At 58.3% G+C, this 22836-nt stretch carries 20 protein-coding genes; 8 read left to right on the forward strand and 12 right to left on the reverse strand.

Annotated elements, in window-relative coordinates; all coding sequences use genetic code 11:
* Window positions 1–36 precede the first annotated feature (36 nt).
* The 4 genes from CGLAU_RS08900 (at window position 37) to CGLAU_RS08915 (ending at window position 4882) form a co-directional block, all read left to right on the forward strand.
* Entirely contained in the window at window positions 37–1077 is a 1041-nt protein-coding gene (locus tag CGLAU_RS08900; RefSeq protein WP_095661149.1) for an ABC transporter ATP-binding protein, read from the forward strand.
* Entirely contained in the window at window positions 1025–2887 is a 1863-nt protein-coding gene (locus CGLAU_RS08905) for an ABC transporter permease (protein ID WP_198304895.1), read from the forward strand. Before CGLAU_RS08900 ends, CGLAU_RS08905 begins: the two co-directional genes overlap by 53 nt.
* Complete coding sequence (locus tag CGLAU_RS08910; protein ID WP_198304896.1) at window positions 2887–3750, forward strand: glycerophosphodiester phosphodiesterase family protein; 864 nt, start codon at window positions 2887–2889, stop codon at window positions 3748–3750. Before CGLAU_RS08905 ends, CGLAU_RS08910 begins: the two co-directional genes overlap by 1 nt.
* A 79-nt stretch (window positions 3751–3829) precedes the next feature.
* Window positions 3830–4882: a LacI family DNA-binding transcriptional regulator gene (locus tag CGLAU_RS08915; protein ID WP_095660388.1), complete on the forward strand. Its 1053-nt coding sequence runs from the start codon at window positions 3830–3832 to the stop codon at window positions 4880–4882.
* A gap of 128 nt (window positions 4883–5010) precedes the next feature.
* On the opposite strand, the gene CGLAU_RS08920 is transcribed toward CGLAU_RS08915, so the two are convergent.
* Both CGLAU_RS08920 and CGLAU_RS08925 read right to left on the reverse strand, forming a co-directional pair.
* Window positions 5011–6672 carry a glycerophosphodiester phosphodiesterase family protein gene (locus CGLAU_RS08920; RefSeq protein ID WP_095660389.1) on the reverse strand — a complete coding sequence of 554 codons (1662 nt, stop codon included), beginning with the start codon at window positions 6670–6672 and terminating at the stop codon, window positions 5011–5013.
* Window positions 6673–6852: 180 nt separating this feature from the next.
* A complete protein-coding gene (locus tag CGLAU_RS08925; protein WP_095660390.1) occupies window positions 6853–8577 on the reverse strand; it encodes a glycerophosphodiester phosphodiesterase family protein in 1725 nt (574 codons plus the stop codon).
* A 124-nt stretch (window positions 8578–8701) separates the two neighbouring features.
* On the opposite strand from CGLAU_RS08925, the gene CGLAU_RS08930 reads away from it, so the two are divergent.
* A complete protein-coding gene (locus tag CGLAU_RS08930; protein ID WP_095660391.1) occupies window positions 8702–9001 on the forward strand; it encodes an acyl carrier protein in 300 nt (99 codons plus the stop codon).
* Window positions 8998–9831, forward strand: a complete 834-nt coding sequence (locus CGLAU_RS08935; protein WP_095660392.1) for an HAD-IIA family hydrolase — start codon at window positions 8998–9000, stop codon at window positions 9829–9831. Before CGLAU_RS08930 ends, CGLAU_RS08935 begins: the two co-directional genes overlap by 4 nt.
* A 28-nt stretch (window positions 9832–9859) precedes the next feature.
* On the opposite strand, the gene CGLAU_RS08940 is transcribed toward CGLAU_RS08935, so the two are convergent.
* The 4 genes from CGLAU_RS08940 to CGLAU_RS08955 form a co-directional block, all read right to left on the reverse strand.
* Window positions 9860–11221 carry an endonuclease/exonuclease/phosphatase family protein gene (locus CGLAU_RS08940; RefSeq protein WP_157731310.1) on the reverse strand — a complete coding sequence of 454 codons (1362 nt, stop codon included), beginning with the start codon at window positions 11219–11221 and terminating at the stop codon, window positions 9860–9862.
* A gap of 299 nt (window positions 11222–11520) precedes the next feature.
* Window positions 11521–13944, reverse strand: coding sequence for an AAA family ATPase (locus CGLAU_RS08945; RefSeq protein ID WP_095660394.1), 2424 nt, complete (start codon window positions 13942–13944; stop codon window positions 11521–11523).
* A 273-nt stretch (window positions 13945–14217) separates the two neighbouring features.
* Window positions 14218–15603, reverse strand: a complete 1386-nt coding sequence (locus CGLAU_RS08950; protein ID WP_095660395.1) for an NAD-dependent succinate-semialdehyde dehydrogenase — start codon at window positions 15601–15603, stop codon at window positions 14218–14220.
* A complete protein-coding gene (locus CGLAU_RS08955) occupies window positions 15596–16015 on the reverse strand; it encodes a hypothetical protein (RefSeq protein ID WP_095660396.1) in 420 nt (139 codons plus the stop codon). Before CGLAU_RS08955 ends, CGLAU_RS08950 begins: the two co-directional genes overlap by 8 nt.
* 452 nt (window positions 16016–16467) lie before the next feature.
* On the opposite strand from CGLAU_RS08955, the gene CGLAU_RS08960 reads away from it, so the two are divergent.
* Entirely contained in the window at window positions 16468–17283 is an 816-nt protein-coding gene (locus CGLAU_RS08960) for a hypothetical protein (RefSeq protein ID WP_198304897.1), read from the forward strand.
* A gap of 276 nt (window positions 17284–17559) precedes the next feature.
* Here the strand turns inward: CGLAU_RS08960 and CGLAU_RS08965 are convergent, their stop codons facing one another.
* The 4 genes from CGLAU_RS08965 to CGLAU_RS08980 are packed head-to-tail and all read right to left on the reverse strand — an operon-like array spanning window position 17560 to window position 20412.
* Entirely contained in the window at window positions 17560–18477 is a 918-nt protein-coding gene (locus tag CGLAU_RS08965) for a DMT family transporter (RefSeq protein WP_095660397.1), read from the reverse strand.
* 9 nt (window positions 18478–18486) lie between these two features.
* Window positions 18487–19302: a trimeric intracellular cation channel family protein gene (locus tag CGLAU_RS08970; RefSeq protein ID WP_095660398.1), complete on the reverse strand. Its 816-nt coding sequence runs from the start codon at window positions 19300–19302 to the stop codon at window positions 18487–18489.
* 22 nt (window positions 19303–19324) lie between these two features.
* The gene (locus CGLAU_RS08975; protein ID WP_095660399.1) at window positions 19325–20131 is read right to left on the reverse strand and encodes a serine hydrolase domain-containing protein; all 807 of its coding nucleotides are present in this window, start codon (window positions 20129–20131) and stop codon (window positions 19325–19327) included.
* Between the two features lie 47 nt (window positions 20132–20178).
* Window positions 20179–20412 (reverse strand): PEP-CTERM sorting domain-containing protein, encoded by a 234-nt coding sequence (locus tag CGLAU_RS08980; RefSeq protein WP_198304904.1) that lies wholly within the window; start codon window positions 20410–20412, stop codon window positions 20179–20181.
* A 104-nt stretch (window positions 20413–20516) separates the two neighbouring features.
* On the opposite strand from CGLAU_RS08980, the gene CGLAU_RS08985 reads away from it, so the two are divergent.
* Window positions 20517–21686: a M20 family metallopeptidase gene (locus tag CGLAU_RS08985; RefSeq protein WP_095660400.1), complete on the forward strand. Its 1170-nt coding sequence runs from the start codon at window positions 20517–20519 to the stop codon at window positions 21684–21686.
* Here the strand turns inward: CGLAU_RS08985 and CGLAU_RS08990 are convergent.
* Both CGLAU_RS08990 and CGLAU_RS08995 read right to left on the reverse strand, forming a co-directional pair.
* A complete protein-coding gene (locus tag CGLAU_RS08990; RefSeq protein ID WP_095660401.1) occupies window positions 21683–22009 on the reverse strand; it encodes a hypothetical protein in 327 nt (108 codons plus the stop codon). The two genes, CGLAU_RS08985 and CGLAU_RS08990, sit on opposite strands and share 4 nt — an antisense overlap.
* A gap of 63 nt (window positions 22010–22072) precedes the next feature.
* Window positions 22073–22822, reverse strand: coding sequence for a hypothetical protein (locus CGLAU_RS08995; protein ID WP_095660402.1), 750 nt, complete (start codon window positions 22820–22822; stop codon window positions 22073–22075).
* Window positions 22823–22836 lie beyond the last annotated feature (14 nt).

Raw genomic sequence — 22836 nt, forward strand, 5'->3', positions numbered from 1 at the left:
CTTTTCTATCTCCCCTTTCACCCCTCGGAGGCCCTAATGATCACCTTTGACCACATCAAGGTCATCTATGGAGATTTTGTCGCGATCCCCGACTTCAACCTGGACGTACAGGAGGGCGAGTTTTTCACATTCCTCGGCCCCTCCGGGTGCGGCAAGTCTACTGCGTTGCGAACCCTTGCCGGTTTTATCTCTCCTTCCTCAGGGAAGATCCTCATTGACGACAAGGACGTCACGTTTGCGCACCCCTCCAAACGTGGCATCGGAATGGTTTTCCAGAACTACGCACTGTTCCCCTCCATGAACGTGCGCGAAAATATTGAGTTCGGACTCAAAATGGCGAAGTTGCCTAAGACTGAGATCTCTGAGCGTGCGCTTAAGGCAGCCAGGCAAGTCTCGTTGACAGACGAGCAGTTGGGCAAGCAAATCTCGGAGCTCTCGGGCGGACAACAGCAGCGAGTCGCTATCGCGCGTGCATTGGTTATGGAGCCGAACATCTTGCTGCTTGACGAGCCACTATCCAACCTTGACGCTCGTCTTCGTAAGCAATTGCGTGGCCAGCTAAAAGACATTCAGTCTGAAGTCGGAATCACTACGGTTTATGTCACCCATGACCAAGAAGAGGCACTGTCGATGTCCGACCGCATTGCAGTTCTCAACGAAGGGCGCATAGAGCAGGTTGGCACGCCACGCGAGCTATACGAGAAATCCGAAACGGAATTCGTCTGCACCTTCCTCGGGCAGGTAAATCCTCTCAGCGAAGCTCAGATTGACGAGTTGAACAACCAGGGTGCTCGCCTGTCCCCGGCACACAAGCATTACATTCGTCCCGAGCGTCTCACCGTGCAGCGCGACAACACGTCGAGCATCGGTAACGAGCTCCGGCTACCGGCGACAATAACTGGTGAAAGCTACCTAGGTGATCATTCAGTCATTGAAGTGAACGCCATGGGTTCGCCATTGCGGGTCAACGTTTCAGGACTGCACCCCCTGGGGACTACAAACAGCGATGTGACCCTGTTGCTGGATGACTCAGCAATCAGCAGTTTTGACGCCGATGGACGACGAGTCGCAGAGTGAGGATGACTCTTCAAATGAACAGAAATCTGTTATCGATTCGCTCGATGTTGAAGTCTCCGCTCAACATCGTGATTCTGATTGCGATGGCGTATGTCCTCATCGCGTTCCTCATCTGGCCAAACCTCTCGCTGCTTCTCGGAGTCTTTCGCCGCAGGGCGAGTGGAGTCTGGATGTCTTCCCTAAGCTCTTTGCTTCTGAACGCGCGATGATGTCGCTCCGCAACTCAATCATTTTGGCGTTTGCGCTATGCATCACTGTTAACGTGATCGGCATTTTCATTGTGCTGGTCACCCGATACTTCGATATCAAAGGCTCGCGAATCCTCTTCCTCGGGTTTGCTACACCGCTTTTGTACGGCGGTGTTGTGATGGTATCCGCTTACAATCTGATCTACGGTCCGAACGGTTACCTGACCAACGTCGCCACGCGCTTCTTTCCCGGAATTGATACCCACTGGTTTCAAGGTGCACTGGCCGTAATTTTGGTGATGACCTTCTCTGGGACAGGAAGCCATCTGCTCTTTCTCACGGATTCGATATCGAAAATCGACTACCAGACCATTGAAGCATCCAAGCAGATGGGCGCATCGACCTGGCAAACCTTCCGCGCTGTGGTGCTGCCCGTGCTCCGCCCGATGGTCTTTGCCATCACCATCCTGACCTTCCTTGGTGGTCTTGGAGCGCTGACGGCGCCGCTGATCCTTGGCGGCGAGAATTTTCAAACCATCTCGCCAATGATTCTGACCTTCTCAAGGACAGTCAGTTCCCGCGACCTCGCGGCAACTCTGGCGATGTTCTTGGGCATCATGACCATCATCATGCTGGCCATCCTCAACAGAGCAGAGAAGGGCGGCACATATTTCTCTGTGTCGAAGGTGCCGGTCGCGCTTCAGAAACAGAAGATTGATAATCCCGTAGTCAACGTGATCGTCCATGTTCTCGCATGGTTGCTCTGGCTGATCTACGTCATTCCTCCAGTGCTGATCTTCGTTTTTTCGTTTACAAACGCCTCTGCGATTGCCCGCGGCCGCATTAGCTTGGATGACTTCACGCTGAGCAACTATGCCCGCATTTTCACCGATCCTGCGGCAATTAAGCCGTTCGCGATCTCAATCGCCTACTCCGCGGTCGCATCAGTTGTGGTCGTATTCGCCATGCTGTTTGTGGCGCGATTGATTCAGCGCCACCGCAACACCGTGACCATCTGGCTCGAATACTTGCTACACATCCCATGGCTGCTCCCCGGCACGATGATTGCACTCGGCCTGCTCCTGACCTTTAGCAAGCCGCAGCCATTGGTATTGGGGCAAGTGTTATCCGGAACGATTGCGCTGCTCGCAATCGGTTACGTCATTGAGAAGATCCCGTTCACGTTGCGAATGCTGAAAGCGTCATACACCGGTATTCCTGACAACCTGGAAGAAGCAGCGTCCCTGCTCGGCGCAAGCGATTTCAACATCTTCCGACGGATTCTGTTGCCTATCGTGCTTCCGGTTGCGGCGGCTATTACTGCCCTGAACTTCAACTCGCTTTTGGATAACTACGACACCGCGATCTTCCTTTCGCACCCCTTCTACCAGCCGCTGGGTATCTTCATCTACAACGCGACTGAGTCGGACACTCTCACCGACACAACTGCACTGACCTTCGTCTACACAGTGCTGCTGATGATCATTTCCGCCGTGGTTCTTTACCTGGTTTACGGGGGCAGCGGGAAACCAACCCGAAATCGCGGACGCATTTGGGGTCGTCTCCGCGGTGTTCTTCAGCGTCGGGCCCTTCCCACCGAGACCAAGGAGGCGATGAAGTAGTGAGGTTCGCTGCTCTAGGGAACCCGACTTACGTCGACATCAATAGACGCTTGTTGGCTGCCGCAAACGCACGAACACCACTGGTGGCGGTCCATCGCGGACAGAACGCTGGAAGTGTTGTGGAAAACACCGCGAAAGCCGTGCGCGCCGCGATTGTCTCAGGCGCCGATATCGTCGAGATCGACGTTATCGAATCGACAGACGGTGACTTCTTCACGTTCCATAACGGTTATGAAGAGGCATACTTCGGTCTCGATCGAGACATTCTCACTTTGAGCACTTCAGAACTGGAGGAGCTACAGTTCGACCTCTATGTGTCTGCTGAGGCCGAGAAATACGGGCTCGAACGACTTAGCTTGATCTTGAGTTCATTCCCGGAGACCATCCTCAACATCGATCGCTCTTGGGATTACTGGGATCGGCTCCTTCCATACATGGACGAGTTCGAATGTGCTGATCGGGTTCTTCTAAAGTCGCCGGTTTCGGAGGAGTGGCTCGGAAAACTTGCTTCCCACCCGGTTAAGTACCCGTACATGCCAATCGTGAAGACCATGCAGGACGTGGAACTTGCTCTAAACTGGCCCGACATTAACCTTGTAGCGGTCGAGATCGTCGCCGCATCTACCGACTGCGCGCTGGCATCCCCATCGTTTGTGGAGCAACTGCACGAACGGAACCTGCTGGTTCAACTGAACGCACTAAACCTTCCAAATCGTGTCCCGCTTTTCCTCGGCTGGGACGATGAAGTCTCGGTTCTGGATGAACCGGAAAAGGGTTGGGGCCGACTGGTAGATCACGGCGCCGACATCATCCAGACCGACTGGCCGATGCTGCTCCGACACTTTCTCGCCTCGCGTAAGTAGGAGTCGGGCAGCATCGGTCCGGGTGGGCCTATATTATTGGTTTCGTTTACCTGTCACAGCAGCGACGAGGCCTCGGACTATGAATATTCCACGCAGCCGCACAGCGCGCGTCACCATGGATGAAGTCGCGCGCGTCGCGGGCGTTTCTCGTGCAACAGTCTCCCGGGTGATGACGGGCAACTCCTCAGTGAGTAAGGAAACGATCGACCGGGTGAACGAGGCAATCGCGGCACTTGGATATGTACCTAACGCGGCTGCCCAATCCCTTGCGGGCCGCAGAAACGAAGTGCCAGTTGTGGGACTATTGCTTCGTAATCCAGCCAGCACCTACTACGGGTTTCTTTACTCCCAAATGCAGCGCCAGTCCGACGAGTTCGGTTTCCAGCTTGTAACGTCGGTCCCGACCATTCGGGGCAAAACTGTCGACGAGCTCTCGGCGCTTGACCGTCTTGTGAAGCTCGGAGTCAACGGCATTTTCCTAGCGACAGGATCCATTCGACCTTCTGATGTTGAAGTGCTCTTGGATACCGTCCCAATGATTTCCGTTGGCCGCCCGGAACTTCATGATGAGATAACCGCAATCTCGTATGATGAAGACGCCCACGGCGAAATCATGGCAAAAAACGTGATCTACCACGGACATCAGGCCGTTTGCGTGGTGAACGTATCACCCGAGGTTTCCCCTTCTGAATCTCACCGCTCTCAATCGATGATCCGCACGCTCAGGCAAGCCGATATAGATGTGGTCGTGGTCGAAGCGGGCGAAGATGTTCAGCGGATGGCCACGGTTCAACGCGTTTTGCATCTCGTGCGGGAACAACGCATCACCTGTGTGATGTTTCCAGCAGATTACTGGGCGTTACAGTTCATCGACTATTGCACGATGGCGGGTCTTCAGATCCCCGATAACGTTAGCGTGACAGGTGTGGATGGGGTTTTCCCTCGATGGCAGCATTTGGGACTAGCGACGCTTCGTTTGCCGGTTGAAGGTGTTGTAACGCGCGCAGCACAAGTTATGGGTTCCCGCCTCGAGAACCCGCGCCAGCCTGTTACCCATGAAACATTCGTTGGTACCTTTGTGCCGGGACGCACCCTGGCTTCCGCCCATAGATTTTCTGGCGGAGCTCACTAGTTCGCGAATGCACGCAGGCCGCCAACCAATGAAGGCACAATCGGAAGACCTGAGTAGAAACCCTCCGAAGCGGGCACACGCTTTGGAGGGTTCACAAATCTGGCAACAGGCCTAAGGCCTGAGCGAAACTACAACTGCAAGAACGCTCGAATCCGTTCAATTACCGAGGTGAGCACGCCGCCAAGTTTCGCGATGACAGTGACTGCGACTGCAAGAACACCCAGTACTCCACCGCCGATCGTCTTTACAGTGCTGCTAGTTGGCTCTGGGGAATCCGTTCTCGTCTCCCCCGTCGAAGTAGCTTCCGTAGAGGTCTCCACCTCCGGCGCCACCGTGGTCGTAGTAACTGTCGGAGCAGCCGTTGCTGGAGTCGTCGAAGTTGTGGCCACGGGCGAAACCATATCCGCTTGCACCCAGTCAACAGACATGTAATCAGGGTGAGTGAAGGTGAACTTTATTCTGTTAGTCCCCTTCTTTAACTCGAATTCTCCAAGGCTAAGGACCGTGAAGTGTCGGTTGTGCGTGGTGTTGGGAGTGTCTATCGTCCGCTTCTGCCCATCAACGGTCTCGACTGTCACCGTGCCGCCTGGCTCGGTATCTGCGGACTGACGCATCGTGAGTTCGTAATTGCCGTCAGCCGGAATCTCGAAGTCGAGCGCCCAGAATTCGCCGTCTCGGATGTACTGGACAACTTGAGCTCCGTCCAGATCGCACGCATCCACCGGATTCTCCGGGTAGGTCACCGGAACCTTGCATTCGTTCTTCGGATTTGCGTCGTAGTACCACGCTGGATCGTTCACATAGTTTTCGGCTTGAACCCGGATCGAGCCCTCATTGAGCAGGTACTTCGTTACATCAGTGCCAGAGCGCCATGCAGCAATGGCTTCAATGTTGTCAGTCTGGATCATGTCTGCGCCCCGGGAGACGTGGTAGTCCCATCCCTTGGCCGGGTCAATCAGGGATGCTTCGTCGGTGTAACCACCCGAGACAGAGTTCCACATGGAGTTCGCAAAGATGGCGGTTCTTCCATCAAGCTTCTTCCAAAACTCATCGGTGCCTTGGACGTCTTCTGGGGAATCCCACGCGATCTCGAACGCATCCGGCAAGGTGTCGCCGAATTCATCCACGTGGGAAACTTCTTTGTCGTTGATGATGTGCATGTAGAACACATCGGGGTGCTCCTGCATGAATGCCACGGCTTCTGCCACGTTGGGAGACCCCTTGAAAAGTAGATAGTCGAGCATTCCGGCCTCAGCCGCTTCGCGGTAGAGCTGCTCGCGATATTCCCAACCCTTATCCAAGTTGAGCAGCACATTCTTTCCCTTGGTTGCTGCTAGAACCTCTTTGAAGGTCGGGACCTGGTACTCGGTTAGCGGAGCCGGACCGTTGCCTTGCCGCTCCCGTAGCCGAAGCGCCTTGATTTCTTCCAAACTGAGATCGGCCACATCACCAGTCCCGTTCGTAGTCCTGTCGACAGTCTTGTCATGCATCAGGACGAGATGACCATCTTTGGTTCGTTTGATGTCGATCTCGACGATGTCTGCACCATCTTCGATAGCCCCAAGAACCGCGGGAATCGAGTTTTCCGGGGAATCACGCCACTGACCACGGTGCGCAGCAATCCAAGGCGTTGGTACCGGCTCCAACGGCAGACGCAAGCGAGAAACCGAATCATGGGATTGGGTGATCGCCGGTTCAACGGCATCGGCTACAGCGACAGAAAGGGACGTGGCCTGCGCCATTCCCACCAAAACAGCAATTGCACTAGCAAATCTCAGGTTCTTCTTCATATTTTCATTGAAGCACCTAATGGAAGCGCTTTCACGGGGGCGCCTACACAATACGCATTCTTTAAGAGAAATTTCTCCGGTTGGTCACTTAACGTTTACTTTCATCTGAGATTTCAAAGCCCCACATCGTGATTCGCTGCGGGACTTCGCGGGATACCTGCCGATCCAGGTTGAGTTGCCCTATCGCGTCACAAGTTCACGAAGCTGCTCAATTACCGGTATGAATGCACCGCCAAGCCCAGCGGTAATCAACATGCCGATTGCCAGAATCACTGCGATTACAGCACCGATGGCTGGTCCGGTACTGCTTCCAGGCTTGGCAGCATCGGCAGTCGGCTCGGCCGGGGTCCTAGTAGGGCGTAGCGGTGTACCGGACACTTCAGTCGGCGTAGTAGTCGCGGTGGCCTCCCCCGTAGATGCCGTGGCCTTCGGGGCGGCCGACTCTTGTGTGGAGGTTGCGGTTGCTGTAGCAACCGGTGCCGAGGTGGTGATGACTTCAACCGCTGGCGCAACCAAATCTGCTTGCACCCAGTCAACAGACATGTAATCAGGGTGAGTGAAGGTGAACTTGATCCTGTTCGTGCCCTTCTTCAGCTCATAGTTGCCGAGACTGATGACGGTGAAGTGTCGGTTGTGCGAGGTGTTGGGAGTGTCTATCGTCCGCTTCTGCCCATCAACGGTCTCGACTGTCACCGTGCCGCCCGGCTCAGTGTCGGCGGACTGGCGCATCGTGAGTTCATACTCGCCGTCAGCCGGGATCTCGAAATCAAGGGCCCAGTACTCGCCGTCGCGGATGTATTGGATAATCTGCGCCCCATCCAAGTTGCAAGCATCAACCGGGCTCTCCGGGTACGTCACCGGAATCTTGCATTCATTCTTCGGGTTGACGTCGTAGTACCACGCCGGGTCGTTGACGTAATTCTCAGCTTGCACCCGGATGGAACCATCCCTCAGCAGGTATCCTGTCACATCTACACCAGAACGCCACGCGGCTACTGCTCTCACGTTGTCAGTCTGAATAACATCTGCCCCGCGGGAAACGTGATAACCCCACCCAGCGGACGGATCCAACAATGATGCCTCATCCGTGTACCCGCCCGACACGGCGTCCCACGGAGAATTTCCGAAAATGGCGGACCGAGCATCAACTTGCTTCCAGAATTCATCGGTGCCCTGAATGTCATCCGGGGAATCCCAGGCAATCTCGAACGCGTCCGGCATGGCGTCACCAAACTCCTCTAAGTGCGAGACCTCCGAGTCATCGATGACGTGCATGTAATAAGCATCCGGGTGAGCTTTCATGAACGCCACAGCATCATCTACGTTGGGCGACCCCTTGAAAATTACGTAGCTCAGCATGTCTAACTCAGCGGCCTCGCGGTAAAGCTGTTCGCGATACTCCCAGCCTTTATCTAGATTGAAAAGAACATTCTTTCCCCTTACTGCCTCGAGCGCCTCCTTGAAGGTCGGGACCTGGTACTCGGTGAGTGGAGCCGGTCCGTTACCCTGCCGCTCGCGCAAACGCAGAGCCTTAATTTCCTCCAGGGTGAAGTCAAGGACTTTGCCCGAACCGTTGGTCGTCTTGTCCACGGTCTTATCGTGCATCAGGATAAGCTGCCCATCCTTGGTGCGATTGATGTCCATCTCGACAATTTCTGCACCGTCTTCAATTGCTTGCAGAATCGCTGGAATCGAGTTTTCGGGAAAGTCGCGCCATTGACCACGGTGCGCAGCAATCCATGGGGTTGGTGCTGGCTCTAGTGGAAGACGCAAACGAGAAACTGAATCATGGGATTGGATGACTGCCGGTTCAGCGGCATCGGCTACAGCGACAGAAAGGGACGTGGCCTGCGCCATTCCCACCAATACAGCAATTGCACTCGCAAATCTCAGGTTCTTCTTCATGCCTTCATTGAAACACCTAATGGAAGCGCTTTCACGGGATGAGTGCACCGAGGCCGAATTGTTCAAGAACTTTTGTCCGACGCTTCACCTACAGTTTTCCTAGCTGTCAGATCGCGTGCTGTGCATGGCACATCTTTATTATGAGGGCATGGAGCTAAGCGAACGCCTGGGGTTGGACAAGATCGAACTCGTGCAGGAAGACACGGTTTCACGGTTGCTTTCGCTTATCGACGATCATTTCAACGCCAACCTCTCCCCCGAAACGCCACTGACCGATTCGGCGCTGTCATCGCTGGATCGGATCGAGCTGGCGATCCGGATCGAGGAGGAGTTCGGAGTGCGCATCGACGAGCGCGTGTACGACAAATGTGCAACCGTAGGTGAGCTGGCGGAATATCTCGAGGAGAACTCGGAGGAAGCATGATTTCATATCTGACCGACATGGACGGGGTGCTGCACCGCGAAGGCAGCGTAATCCCGGGCGCGGAGGAGTTCATCGGCACGCTGCGTGATGAGGGCATCGAATTCATGGTGCTGACGAACAACTCGATGCAGACCCCGCGCGACCTCTCCGCGAAGCTGGTGCGGATGGGTCTGCACATTGAGCCGGAGCGGATTTGGACGTCCGCGACGGCGACCGCGCGGCTGCTTTCACAGCAGGCTGGTGCGGCTTCGGCGTACGTGATCGGCGAAGCTGGTCTGACGACCGCGCTGCACGAGGTCGGGTGGATCCTCACCGACGCCGATCCAGATTTCGTGGTGCTTGGAGAGACCCGCACCTACTCCTTCGAGGCGCTGACCACGGCCTGCAACCTGATTCTTCGCGGCTCGCGTTTCATCGCAACGAACCCGGATATGACGGGCCCGGGACCGAACGGCGTCATCCCGGCGACCGGTTCTGTAGCGGCGATGATCACCGCGGTTACTGGCATGCAGCCGTACTACGTGGGCAAGCCGAACCCGGTGATGATGCGCACCGCGCTGAACCAAATCGGCGCGCACTCGGAGTACACCGTGATGATCGGTGACCGTATGGACACCGACGTCAAGGCCGGTCTGGAAGCCGGCATGCGCACTGTGCTGGTGCGCACCGGTATTGCCGACGACGCCGAGATCGCCCGCTACCCGTACCGCCCCACCCTGGTCCTGGACTCGGTGGCGGAGCTGATTGATCGCGTACGTGATCCGTTCGGCGACGGACGCTACAACGACGACGGCGAGGGCGAAGGCGACGCCGGCGGCGAAGTCAACTAACCGCGGCGCCGGCTAGACGCGGCTCCGGCTAGCGCTGGAGCGAACGCAGCTGGTCAGCGACCGTGGCGGCACGCTGGACACCCGCGAAGTTGCCGAGCACGCCGATGATTGCAGCGAGAATGCCGACTACCGCTGCGATCGCGATACCGATCCCGGCGCCGGCCTTGCTGGATGCATCGGAGCTCTTCTCCGGCTTGGTCGGGTCACGCGGAACGTCGACGTAGGTCACCGGGTGGATGATGAACTTCGCCATGGTCGCGCGGTGGTCGGAGATCCACGGGGCAGTCGGGGTGAAGATGGTGTCCTCGGTCTGGTCGACCACGGCCTCGCCCTTCTTCACCGTTTCCTTCGGACCGACCAGCTGCGCCGAGTCCAGGGTGATTCGGCCGGTGGGCTGGTAGAAGATGAAGTCGATACGGTCGCGCTCGTCAGCGTCCTTCATCCAAGCGGACTGGGATGCTGGTGCGTGGGACTGCTTCACAGGCCACGTGGTGCCCGGGGCCTTCGCTGGGTCCGGGTGCATGGTTCGGTAGGTGTCGACGTAGCCGGCGTCGATAAGCAACTGTGTGGTGTCCCACTTGTACGCGAGACCGTTGCGCTGGAAGGAATCCTTGGTTTCTTCGGTCCAGTCGAGCGCGGAGGCCTCGTTGAAGTCGCCGCCGAAGATGACGAAATTACCCTGCTCGGTCTCCTTCTTGGCGTCCTCGATGAGCTGCTTTGCGGCGTCAGGGCGGCCGGACTGCTGGTTGATCTTGCGGATGGTCTCGGCGTCGGTGACCGGGCCTTCGAGCTTGTCCCACTTCTTGTAGTTCTCGGGCCACTCGTCGCCCTGCGCCATGCCTGCGTAGCCGCGCGGCCAGTAGACGGCGTAGTCCTTGTACTCGAGGTGGCCGGAGTAGACGGCGATGATGTCGTCGCCGACCTTCAGTCGAGCCTTGGCCCAGCGGTTGTTCTCGCCGGCGTCGATGAAGTGCTTCGTGTCGATGATGTCGAAGCGCGAGATCACCGAAGCGCTGCCCGGGTAGAACTCGTTGTCGCGCGGGGAGAACGAGTTCCAACCGAGCTCCTCCGCGATCGGCTTCGCTGCGCCGATCGGGTCGCCCTTGTAGGTGACGGTCTCCTGGAAGAAGACGATGTCGGCGCCAACTTCTTCGATGGTCTTGGCGACGTCCTTGTACGCCGGGCCGTCCGGTGCGACCTGTGCGCCGTACCAGAGGTTCATGGATAAGACGGTGATGTCTTGGTCTTTGGTTTCGGCGTGAGCCGGCGGCGTGGCGTGGACACCCGCGAGCACGAGGATCGCGGACAGGATCATGGCAAGCAGCGCCTTCGCGCGGCTAAAAGTTGTGGTCATGAGCTCCCCCAGGTGGATGGATAATTTAGAGGCCATGTGGCCTGAGACGATCTTCACCTGAGTATGTGCTGTGCGCAACATGGGAGCGGGGGTGGTGGAGGGAGAAGGTGTCGCGTCGGACAGCGTGGCCAACAAGCCGACTTCGAAATTCACACGGGGGCATCCCAACCAACTCCTCGGGGCACCTAGTCAAGCACGCTACTCAGTGTGCGAAGATGCAGGATGACGACTCGGGCTGTCCCTCGCGGCTACGGCCTCAACCCCTTCCTAGAGGTTTAATATGAAGGGCGAATAATGTCGCGACAGGAGTACAATCTGAAGCGCTTCTATAGAGATCAAGCCACACCCGAGAGCTGTTTCAGCCTCGAATCCAGGACATTTTGTATATCCGCCCTTTCCAACTCTTCAATCCGCAATCTCGCAGGAATGTGCACTGACGAAATGGCGTGCATCATTAAAAGCGTTTCTTCAACATACTGGTGATAATTGCGTTCCGAAAGGGCCGGAGCCAAGGTGAGATTGAGAGCGAGGAATTGATTTCTTGAGTGTGAATCCGTATTGACGAACACGCGCCCCGGGAATCGCTTGACAAACCTCTCCGCATGGGGCGATACAGCTTTAATGTGTTCTAACACACTTTCGGAAGTTGAGGCGTCGGTCAAATTCTCCCCCACCTCGAAATGCGTGAATGCTTCCCATACCCTACGGACCTCATTTGCACTGGGGGCGGCATGAGTGGATGACCCATCCGCATTAAGACCACCAGATTCTCCAAACGCGTACAAGTACATTTTCTCCAGCAACCCTTGGTAGAGATCGTAGCTTGCGAAATGAGCGCGAGCGAGCTCCTGTCCTTTGAGTTCCACCGAGACGTTTTGCCCGTTGAGAAGCTTATTGACAACCTTCTCCAAATCGATTGCTGCCGTAATATCGTGCGTGAGGATAATCGCCCGTGAATCGGAGTTCCCATCGAAAACACGCCCCAGCGCTTCTTGGATCAGTGAAACCACACCGTACCGGTTATCAAAGTCGAAACTCGATATCGGATCGTCCAGAACAATTAAGTGGGCACCATCAAGAGGCTCGTCATATCCCTTGCGCTCGGAAAGCGAGACGAAAAAGTAGCACAGGGCGAGAATGTTGCGTTCACCGGTGGACAGATGCGCCGGTGACAGGCTGCGGTCACGGTTCACGACGATATAACCGGTCTCACTCGGCTCCAGCCTAATCGCGCTCGCGCCGAAAACGCGATTGAGTAAGGCATTAATTTTAGCTGCCGCTTCAGCGCTATCGAGGTTTGCGGCCTCTAGCTCTGCTTTTCTACTCTCAAGCCGGTACATATCCCTCTTTAACTTGTCTACCTCAGTACGCAACTGCATGGTTTCCCACTCGAGCGGAACGAGGGTCTCGTTTACTCCGTCTATTTCCAGTCTCGCGATTTGGTCATTCAGGTCGTAAAGCCTCTGCCGACTTTTGTTTACACTTCGAACGGAGCGATTCCATTCCACGACGGCTTGTTGCAAATTGTTTCGAGCTAGCTGGGCATCTTCAAAGACCGAACTAATCTCCTGTAGGTCAAAGTCAACCCGCACATTAGGATTGCCAACCTTATATTCCAGCTTTTCGTTAATTTGGTCGAGCAGCTTGTTGCAGGCGGCGATCTTTTCATTGAATTCAGCTGCGCCGGGAAGCCGATTAACGTGCAACTCTGTTAAAACGAGCGGACTGATCGGCCTGGTGCGAAGACCGCGAGCTCTGCGCCCCAGCTCGTGTTTATCTCGCTCCTCCAGCTCCATCTGTATCAGAGATCGGATTCTGCTTCTGTAGTGCTTGTCTAGTTCTTGATAGCACTCGGCACAAAACTGGTTTTCGAGAGCGAATGTCTCTCGGAGTTTTCGTCTAAGCGTCGCGTGATCCTCGACACCAATAGCGTTAAGCTCTCTCGTTCTACCCTCTCTCTCCTCAGCACCTGGTGAGATAGTGTGATCGAGTAGCGCCTTTATCTCCCTGAGGTTCCCCGGAAGCTCGATTTTGGGGCATTCGAGAGACACCTCCCCGGAGCCATCTAGATCCCGATATTCGTCAAGAAGAGAGTCAAACTGTTTATACAGCAGGTCCAACGAAGTATTTGGTTTAGCCGTGGAACGGATCTCGCCAATCCTCTTACTAGTGAGATTGGGTCTACGGTGAGGGTCAATCTTTACCAAGCGCGCTTTCCATGAGGAATGCGCCCCTTGAGCGCTTAGCGTCTCCTTTATCAGACTCAATTGCTTATCTTTGTCAGCCGTCGACCTCGATAGACGAGCCTCCCCGTCGTCGTACTTTTCCTCAAGCTCGGTGATCTCAGCTTTAATTTTCTCGATTTCTTGAGTCCTTGTCACTTGTTGGCCAATTAAAACAATTGGCTTTATGCCGTCAGCCTCGGCGGCCTCCACGTGTTGTTGGACATACTCCTCATCGAAGACATGTGTTTCGAATACACAGTCGCTCCAGGACACCCGTTGCCCATCAAGTATTGGCCACGCTCTACCGCCATCACGCTGCTTGAGTGCCCGAGCGATTGATGACTTGCCTGCTCCATTTCTCCCGAACAAGACGGCAGCCCTCGGCAGTTGCCGGTTCCCGGCGGTTCTTTCTGACCCTTGCCCGTTCTTGCTGGATCGTTTTGCCGGCTTGGGAGGGTTAAAGATGGGAAGAACAGTCTGCCCTAGATGTTCAAACTCGAAACTGAAACCGTCGATATCACGCAAAGCAGCCATTCAAATACACTTTCTCTAACCTATAGGTCCAAGCAGGGCACCTTAAAAGTTTAGATCGTTGACCGTACGTTCGTCGCAAATGATTCGAAAAGTCCCGCAGACACCCAGGCAAGAAGTGTCTGCGGGACTTTGCGTGTTTCATTGACCGCCAAAAACCAGCGGATAGAGCACTGATTCCGCAACAGAAGGAGGGTAACCAGCCCTGCTTCTGCTAATTTACTTAGCCTAACCTTTACTAAGTTAGGTAGGGGTGAGTTAGCGGCACCCCCGCAGCTAGTCGGCCACGAAGTAGCGCTGGACGTTCACGAACTCGTCCATGCCCAGCGGCCCGAGCTCGCGGCCCATGCCGGAGTTCTTCACGCCACCGAACGGCAGCTCAGCGCCGCGCGCCTGCGGGATGTTCACGTGGATCATGCCGGTGTCAATGCGGTTCGCCACCTTCTTGGCGCGCTCCTCATCCTCCGACATCACGGCACCGCCGAGGCCGTACAGCGAGTCGTTGGCCAGCTCAATGGCTTCCTCCTCGGAGGACGCCTTCCACACGGTCACCACCGGGCCGAAGAATTCCTCGTAGAAGGAATCGGAGCCGACCGGAATACCGGTCATCACGGCAGGAGAGAAGTACGCGCCCTCGGTGTCCAGCTCGCCGCCGGTGTGCAGGGTCGCGCCAGCGTCCACGGCCAGCTTGACCTGCTGGGCCAGCTTCTCAGCGGCATCGCGCGAGGAAAGCGGGAAGTACTCGTGCTCGCCTGCCTCCCCGGGATTGAGTGGGTCGCCTTTGACGTAGGCGTCGGCAAGCGAGATAAGCTCCTGGACAAACTCATCGTGAATGTCTTCCATGACGATGATGCGCTTGTTGGAGGTGCAGGCCTGGCCGGTGTTGCCGATGCGCTTGTTCCACGCGGTTTGCGCGGCTTCTTTGACGTCGGAGGCGTCGAGGACCACGTACGCGTCGGTGCCGCCGAGCTCCAACACGCACTTCTTCAGCGCCTGGCCGGCCTGCGAAGCGATCTGGCGACCGGCGCGCTCGGAGCCGGTGAGGGAAACGCCCTGGACGCGGGAGTCCTCGATCAGCGTCGCGATCTGGTCGTGCGAGGCGTACAGGTTGGTAAATGCACCCTTCGGGAAGCCAGCTTCCTCGAGGATGTCCTGGATCTGCTGCGAGGAGCGCGGGCAGATCTCAGCGTGCTTGACCATCACGGTGTTACCGGCCATCAGCGCCGGCGCCGCGAAGCGTGCGACCTGGTAGTACGGGAAGTTCCACGGCATGATGCCCACGATCACGCCGAGCGGAACCTTGCGCAGAATTGCGGTGCCATCCTGGTTGTTCGGGATCTCCTGATCCGCGCCGAACTCCGCGCCGTTGTCGGCGTAGTAGTTGAAAATCTCGACGACGTCGTCGACCTCGCCGTCGCCTTCCTTGATGGACTTGCCCATCTCCTCAGCGATGATGCGGGTCAGCGTGTCGCGGCGCTCGTCGAAAATCTGCGCGGCCTTGCGCAGCTTCTCCGCACGGTTGTCGTAGCTAAGCTCGCGCCACTCTTTGAACGCGTCGTGCGCGGTGGCGAGGGCGGATTCAAGGTCGTCGTCCGAGATGAAATCGAACGTCTCAATAACAGTGTTTGTCTTCGGGTTTTGTACTCGATACGGGTTAGACATACGTTCCAGCGTACGGACGGTGTTCCAACTGTGCCATGAACCCCTCCTCCGCCGCGAGCGCCTGCAGCTCAGCCTCGAACTCAGCGAGCGCATCGCGCGGCGCATTCAGGTTCTCACGGCAGGAGTAGGAGCCATTCGCCTGGCGACGCCACCGCGTGAACCACACCTCACCCGCCTCGTTCGACTCAGGCAGCAGGAGCAAAAGCTTTTCGACGGCCCGTCGAACCCGCTTATCCATCCCCTCAATGATCAAGGTGGTGCGCTCTGTCGCGGGCGCTGCGGTTGCGGGCTGCGCGAGCGCAGACTGTCCGAGCGCGAAGAAGTCGTAGTGTTCCTGCGGCGCGGCTTTGTGCGCGGCCTGGCGTGCGGTTGCAGAGGTGTTTTCGCGTGCGGCAACGAGCGTGGTGGTCATGGCTGGGGACCCTTCCGTGTTTGTTCGCGGTCATTCCGCGTTTTCGGCGGCGCACAGTGCCGGTGGCGAAGCGGTGACTACTTCCACTTCCCCACCGACACAGTGCGAGACGAGAGGTTCGTCTTCCCCAACGGCCTCTAAAGTATCGCTGGACACCTTCGATCTCTGTTGATCTCTCCGGCATCTCTGGTCGTGGAGCCGATCATGCGTCACACGAGCCACCCCGGCAACCCTAAACCCGAGCTTGATCCCCCTATTCGCTCTAGCTAAAGTAGAGCTTTAGACATCTTGGTTTTAGAGGGCTGGACCCCGTTAACCGGATGTTTCATTGTTTTCCATTTGAGGTCTCGACCTCCATCCCGAAATGAGGATCACTCCCCATGTCCAGCGTTTACCAAGGCCCCGGCCAAAACTCCCAGTTTCCTCAGGGTCCGAACTATCCAGTTGATCCGATGGCTGCAGGACCCGCTCCCGCCCCCGTCGCGAAAGAGAAGAACACCATCGGCCTCGTAGCACTAGTTTGTGCGGTCATCGGGTTCATTTTCGCCTGCGTCCCCGGAGCGCTGATCATCGGGTGGATCCTGCTTCCGATTGCATTCATCCTTTCCCTCGTTGGGCTCTTCGCGCGCGGCAAGAAGAAAGGCATGGCTCTCGCAGCACTGATCCTTTCGATCGTAGGCACCCTGGTTGGATTCATTGTGTTCTTCACCGTTATCGGTAACGCGGTCGACGAGTCGTTCAACGCCGAGCCGACTATCGCACCCGCTGACCCGGCAAACCAACTCTCAGATCAACCCGCTTCGGACGCAGACAAGAACAACGATGCAGCTGGCGGCGCTGGCGATTCTCGCGAGAACCCACTTCCACTCGGTACTGCAATTTCGGGCAGCGACTGGACCGCAACCGTTAACAGTGTCGACCTCGATGCCACCGAAGCCGTTATAGCAGCGAACCCGTTCAACGATGCGCCTGGCGAGGGTCAGAAGTACATTTTGGCGGACGTGACGTTGACTTACACGGGCGATGACCCGCAGGGCTCTACCCCCTGGGCTTCGATCGACTACGTCACTATCGACGGCACGACAATCAGCAGCACCGACAACATTGCGGTCGCTCCGAATCAGTTAGACACGCTCACCACCCTCTACGGTGGCGGCAGCGTGAGTGGCAACATCCCGCTTCTGGTGCCGGCTGATACTGCAGACCAGGGTGTACTGGCTGTCGAGCCAGACATGTTCACGAAGAAGAAGTTCGTCGCTGTTAAGTAGCACAACCTCGAATTTGGCCTGCGGTACTTACCCGCAGGCTTTTTCTCTTTCTGCTCACGTATGGGTCACCGGATAACCATTGACTGATTCGGCTTTGTAGAGGGGTCGGCACATTGCCCGATTTCGACCTGGGGTTTTGCAGCTCGATTTACGGACTCTTCTACAACGGTTGTAGACGGGTCGGTGCATAACCAGGCAACCTTGCAGTCCGAGGTTTGGGCGAGGTGCCGCTAAATTTGGGCGGACTGTTACTGGGGAGGCTCGCGAAGCTGTGAGCTAGAGCAGGCGAACGGCGACTACGCCCGCGAAGATGAGCACGAGGCCGAGTAAACGCGCTCCGTCGATACGCGTCTTCGTGGCACCGAACGCGCCGACGGACTCCATCAGCTGGCCACCCGCAATGTTGCCGGCGTTGAACGCGATCACCGTGGTAGCGGTACCGAGGATCGGAGCCAGCGTCGCGCCGGCGATCACAAACATCGCGCCGACGAAGCCGCCGAGCCACATCCACCAGGGTCCCGCAGTGGGTTGCGTGACAAGCTGCCGCGGGCTCGACACCAACACCGTAATTAAAAGCAGCACCGCGCCGACGGCAAGGTTGATCTCGGACGCGTGCAACGACGAGCCTGCGATCGTCCCCATGTACCCGTTCACCGCGGTCTGCATCGCGGAACCCATGCCAACCCCAACGCCAATCAAGCGGTAGAGCCACACCTCTGGCCCAGACACCGGCGACGACGTCATCGCAGGCGAACGACCGACGCGCATCACCAGAGCGATGCCGATCAAAACCACCGCTGCACCGCACAGACGCAGCAAACTCACGTCGACCTGCTTCGCGCGGAAGAGACCGAACTGGTCGATGGCCAGGCCCATCACCACCTGCCCCAGAATCGGCAGGACAACGGTCTGCACCGGACCGAGCTTGGGAAACAGCAGGATGTTGCCAATCACAAAAGCCACACCGAACAGACCACCGAGCCAACCCCACCACGGCGGTGAGTCACTGAACTGTGGAAGCGGGTTGCCTTGCAAAACCAGCGTCGCCAAGCAAGCGATCGTCAGCGCGATAGAAAAAGAGATCAGCGCAGAAACGATCGGGCGGTTGCCAACCGACAGGCGCAGGCGCGCGTTGGCTGCGGTCTGCACGGGCACAATCGCGCCGACGAACACCGCAATGGGCAGGTAAAGCATGGTCTTAACTTACGCCTTCGCCTCGGTGCGCTCTTTCACCTCATTGCGCAACAACACACGCAGCGCCGCAACAAGCTGTGCATCAGAGGCAGCGTCAAGCGCCGCGACCACCTCGCCGGCGGCCTCTTCCGCCCCGTCGAAATCACTCTCCAACCCGAGGGCGTCGGCAAGCTTCTCTTCCAGCGGGCGCTCGGTACGCTTCGCATCCAACGCGGTGATGTAGCGCCCGCCGAAGTTCAGCGCCACAGCCAAGATCGGCGCGATCACCGCCGCCACCAGCATGCCGCCGTAGAGCATGCCGAAGTGGTTGAACACCAGCATCACCACGCTGGCCGCGATCGCGGGTAGGACGTACATCTTCTGCTCCGTGAACAGCGACGGAATCCGCCGCAGCACCACGTCACGCACCAGCGTGCCGCCAATCGCGGTGATAATCGCCAGGATCACGCACGGCACCCAGTTCAGCCCGTTAGCCAGCGCTTTCAGGGTTCCGCCGACGGCCCACACCCCGATCGTGGTCAAGTCGGCATAGAACCTAAACGTCTCCCACGCCTTGCCTCTGAGGTCCACAAGATACGCGAACAACGCTCCCGCGGTGGCGGTGATGATGTAGCCGGGGTGGGTAAGTGCGGCGGCCGGGCCGTCGTTAAGTACTGCGTCCCTGATCAGCCCTCCTGAAAGGGAAGAGATCAGGGCGACGAACGCGAACCCGATGATGTCAAAGTTCATCCGCTTGGCAATCGTGCCGCCGATGGTGGCCGCGAGCCCCACGCCGGTGTATTCCAGCACGAAGAACAATGTCTGCACGTTTTCGGACAATTCCATTGCCCGGATGCTAGTCGCGCAGCTAGCGCAACGCCTCCCAGATCGCCGTGTTCGTTTCCTGCCACAGCGGCTTCGCCCAGTCGCCGAACTCGCGGTCCGTCAGCGCCACCATCGCCTGCCCATCAGCCACCCACAGGTACGTGCCCGCCATGCCGAAGTGGCCGCAGGTCTCCGGCGGCATCCCGTCGCCGGTCCAGTGCGGCGATTTCTCGCCCTTCAGCTCAAAGCCCAGGCCCCAGGGACACGGTTTTTGCATCCCGTAACCAGGCACAACGCCGCGCAGGTCGCCGAACTGGTTCGTCCGCGCCTCGCGCACGGTCTGCGCACTCAGCAGGGTCGGTTCCAGCACCTCTTGCGCAAAGCGGAGCAAATCACTTAACGACGCCTCCGTCCCATGCCCAGCACTTCCCACCAGCCGAGTCGAATCCATTTGCAAGGGGGCGAAGACCCCCTCTGCCAGGTAGTCCGGGAAGGCGATGCCGGTGGTCTCCTCGACAAACTCGGCGAGGATCTCGTAACCGGCGGAGGAGTAGATGCGCCGCTCCCCCACCGGCTTTTGGGGTTCGCGCGAGTCAAAGCCGACGCCCGAGGCGTGCGCCAGGAGGTGGCGAACGGTGGCTCCTTCGGGGGCGTTGGACGGGGCGTCGTCAAGCTCAAAAGCTCCCTCCTCGACGGCCATGAGCACACCGTATGCCGAGAGAAGCTTGGTCACACTCGCCAGCTCGAAGACACGGTCCGGGTCGCCGAAAGTCGCTTCATGCTTGCCGACGAGTCCCGCCGCCACGTTGTCGACCGGCCATTTTGCAAGGTGCTGTTCGAGGATCTCCACGCGCCCGATCCTAGCTATCGCGTCGTTGGCTCATCGACCTAGTTGACTTAGATATCCGGCGTGCCAGGCGTGTCAGGCGCGCCGGGAGCATCGCGACGCAGCCGCTGCCAGCGCCGCGTGAGCCACCACGTCAGCAGCACGAGCACGCCCGCGAACAGCCCCGGCCAGATCGCAGGCTCGGGGCTGAACAGGTTCAGCACCGCCTGGATCACGGCGAGGAACGCGAAGAACCCGAGAAAACCGATGCAGGCCTGGTAGGTGAGGTCGGTGCGCTGGTTCACGCTGGCAGTCTAACCCGTGCTCGGCCACGGCGATCACGCACTACGCACTGCGCACTGCGCACCGCGCACTGGCGCAACAACACCCGCCTGTAACAATGGGGCCCATGACCATCCCAGAATCCCTCGCCAAAGACCAACTCGACCAAATCCTTAAGGATGCGATGGAACTGGTGGAGCGTGAGTCGCCGTCGACAAGCAAGGCCCACCTCGATGAGACCCTCGACGGACTGCTGGCGCTGACCCGCGAGCGACTCGGCGAACCGGACCACTTCGAGCGACTTCCGCACGAGGACAAGGGCGATACCGCGGTGCTGACGTACAACGGCACGCAGGACGCGAACGTGCTGCTCGTGGGGCATTACGACACGGTGTGGCCGGTGGGCACGATGGCCGAGTGGAACCCGCCGGCCGTCGACGCTAGCGAGGACCAGCGCGAGCGCCTCTCCGGCCCCGGCCTCTACGACATGAAGATCGGGCTCGCGCAGACGATCTGGGCACTCAAGCTGCTCAACGACTCCGACACGCCGCGCCCGACCGTGACCGTGATCTTCAACGGTGACGAGGAAATCGGCTCCCCGACCTCTTCCCCAACCATTCGCGCACACGCGCGCGAGGCCACCGCCGCATTCGTCATGGAGGCGCCCGCGGCCGGCGGCAAGGTGAAGGTGGGCCGCAAGGGCATCGGCAACATTCAAGTCACGGCGACGGGCATCGAAGCGCACGCGGGCCTCGAACCGGAAAAGGGCGCGAGCGCGATCACCGGGCTCATGGAATGGTGCCTCGAGGCGGTCAAACTCGCCGACCCGGACGCCGGCCGCACCATCAACGTCGGACTGATCGAGGGCGGCACCAGCGCAAACGTCACCGCCGGTCGCGCCACAGCCACCCTCGACATCAGACACTGGGACAAGGAAGAGCCTTCGCTTATCGACGCCTCGTTAGACCGCATTTCCATCTCCGACGAACGCGTTTCCATCGCGGTGGATCGCGACTGGGGTCGCCCGCCGATGCCGACTACCAAGGGCATTAAGCGCCTCTTCGCGCTGCTGAAGGCCGAGGCGGAGGCGATGGGCCGCGAGTTAGATAGCGCGAAGGTGGGCGGCGGCTCAGACGCGAACTTCATCGCGGACGAAGGCACGCCGGTGATCTGCGGGATGGGCGCGGACGGCGGCGGGGCGCACGCCCGCCACGAGTTCATCTACCCCGATTCGGTGCCGTTCTTCACCACCCTGCTGGCCAACGGTATCGCCGCCGTCGGCCGGGAGTGGAGCTAGCGGCCGATCTCAGCCAGCGTGCAAATGTAGGCGTTTTGGCGGAACGCTTCTGGTGCTCCGAGATCGTTGAGCTTGTAGCCGTTGAAGCAGCCGAAACGCTGGTTGCCGCGGGTGGTGTAGCCGTCATAGTTGAGGATTTCCCAGCGCCCGTTGCGGAAGATGAAGTCCACGGTTTCGCTCGTCCCGAGTGCGACAGCGGCATCGGCTGCAGCGGAGGAGCCCTCGGCCGCGGTGGCGGTTGGAAGGTGTGCACCGGATGGTGAGATAACGGAGGCGATGGTCAAGGCGGCAGCCGCAGTCACGGCGAGCAGTGGCTTTTTCATAGACAGCAACTAGTTCGATCCCACGCTCTCTGCACCGAGTGTTACGTTTCCGTTATTGGAGTTTTAAGGTGAGGCGATCTCTTCAGGTGTGCAGTGCAAAAGTTGCCGCGTGAACTCCTCCGGTCCGCCCATCTCGCTGATCCGGTACCCGTTGTAACAGGGGTACCCAGATGGCTGGCTGAAGCCATCGGGCGAGATGGCGTGCCACTGTCCGTTTTGCCAGTTAAAGTGCGCCACCCAATCGGTGCCGTTGGCGCCTGCGGTGGCGAAAAGGCCATCGCAATAACTAACCGTTGTGCCCAGCGGCGCGGGCCAGCCATCGACCACAGCGTCGAACTCCGCCGAATCGCATGACCCTTGGTTCGGTGTAACCCCAGGTACGCCCATGTCATAGCCTGCTTGGGCGATTGCATCCGGCAGAGTGACTAGGCCGTTGGTTACAGCGAGGTACGCGCCTCCGCCAATAACACCCAGGAGCGCCAAGACCACCGTCACGCCAGTGAGGGTATCGTCCGATTCCTCCGACCCTTCAAGTTCCGCGCTGCTGGGCTCAGCGCTGCCGACCTCGGAGCTGCCAGGCTCATCACCATCGATTTCAGCGCTGCCGACCTCGGAGCTGCCAGGCTCAGCGCCGCCGAAATTGGGCGAGAGTGGCTCCACACCATCAGCAATAGCGCTGCCACCGGCACTCGGGCTGTAGTCCTCAGCTACAGAGACCAGGTCAGCGATTTCGTCGTTAGTAGCGGCGTGAGCTACCAACGTCGAAGCGGAAAGCGCCGCCGCGGTAGCCACAGCGAGAATCGGCTTGTTCATGGATTTCACAATAA

Source organism: Corynebacterium glaucum (assembly GCF_002287505.1).
Lineage (GTDB): Bacteria > Actinomycetota > Actinomycetes > Mycobacteriales > Mycobacteriaceae > Corynebacterium > Corynebacterium glaucum.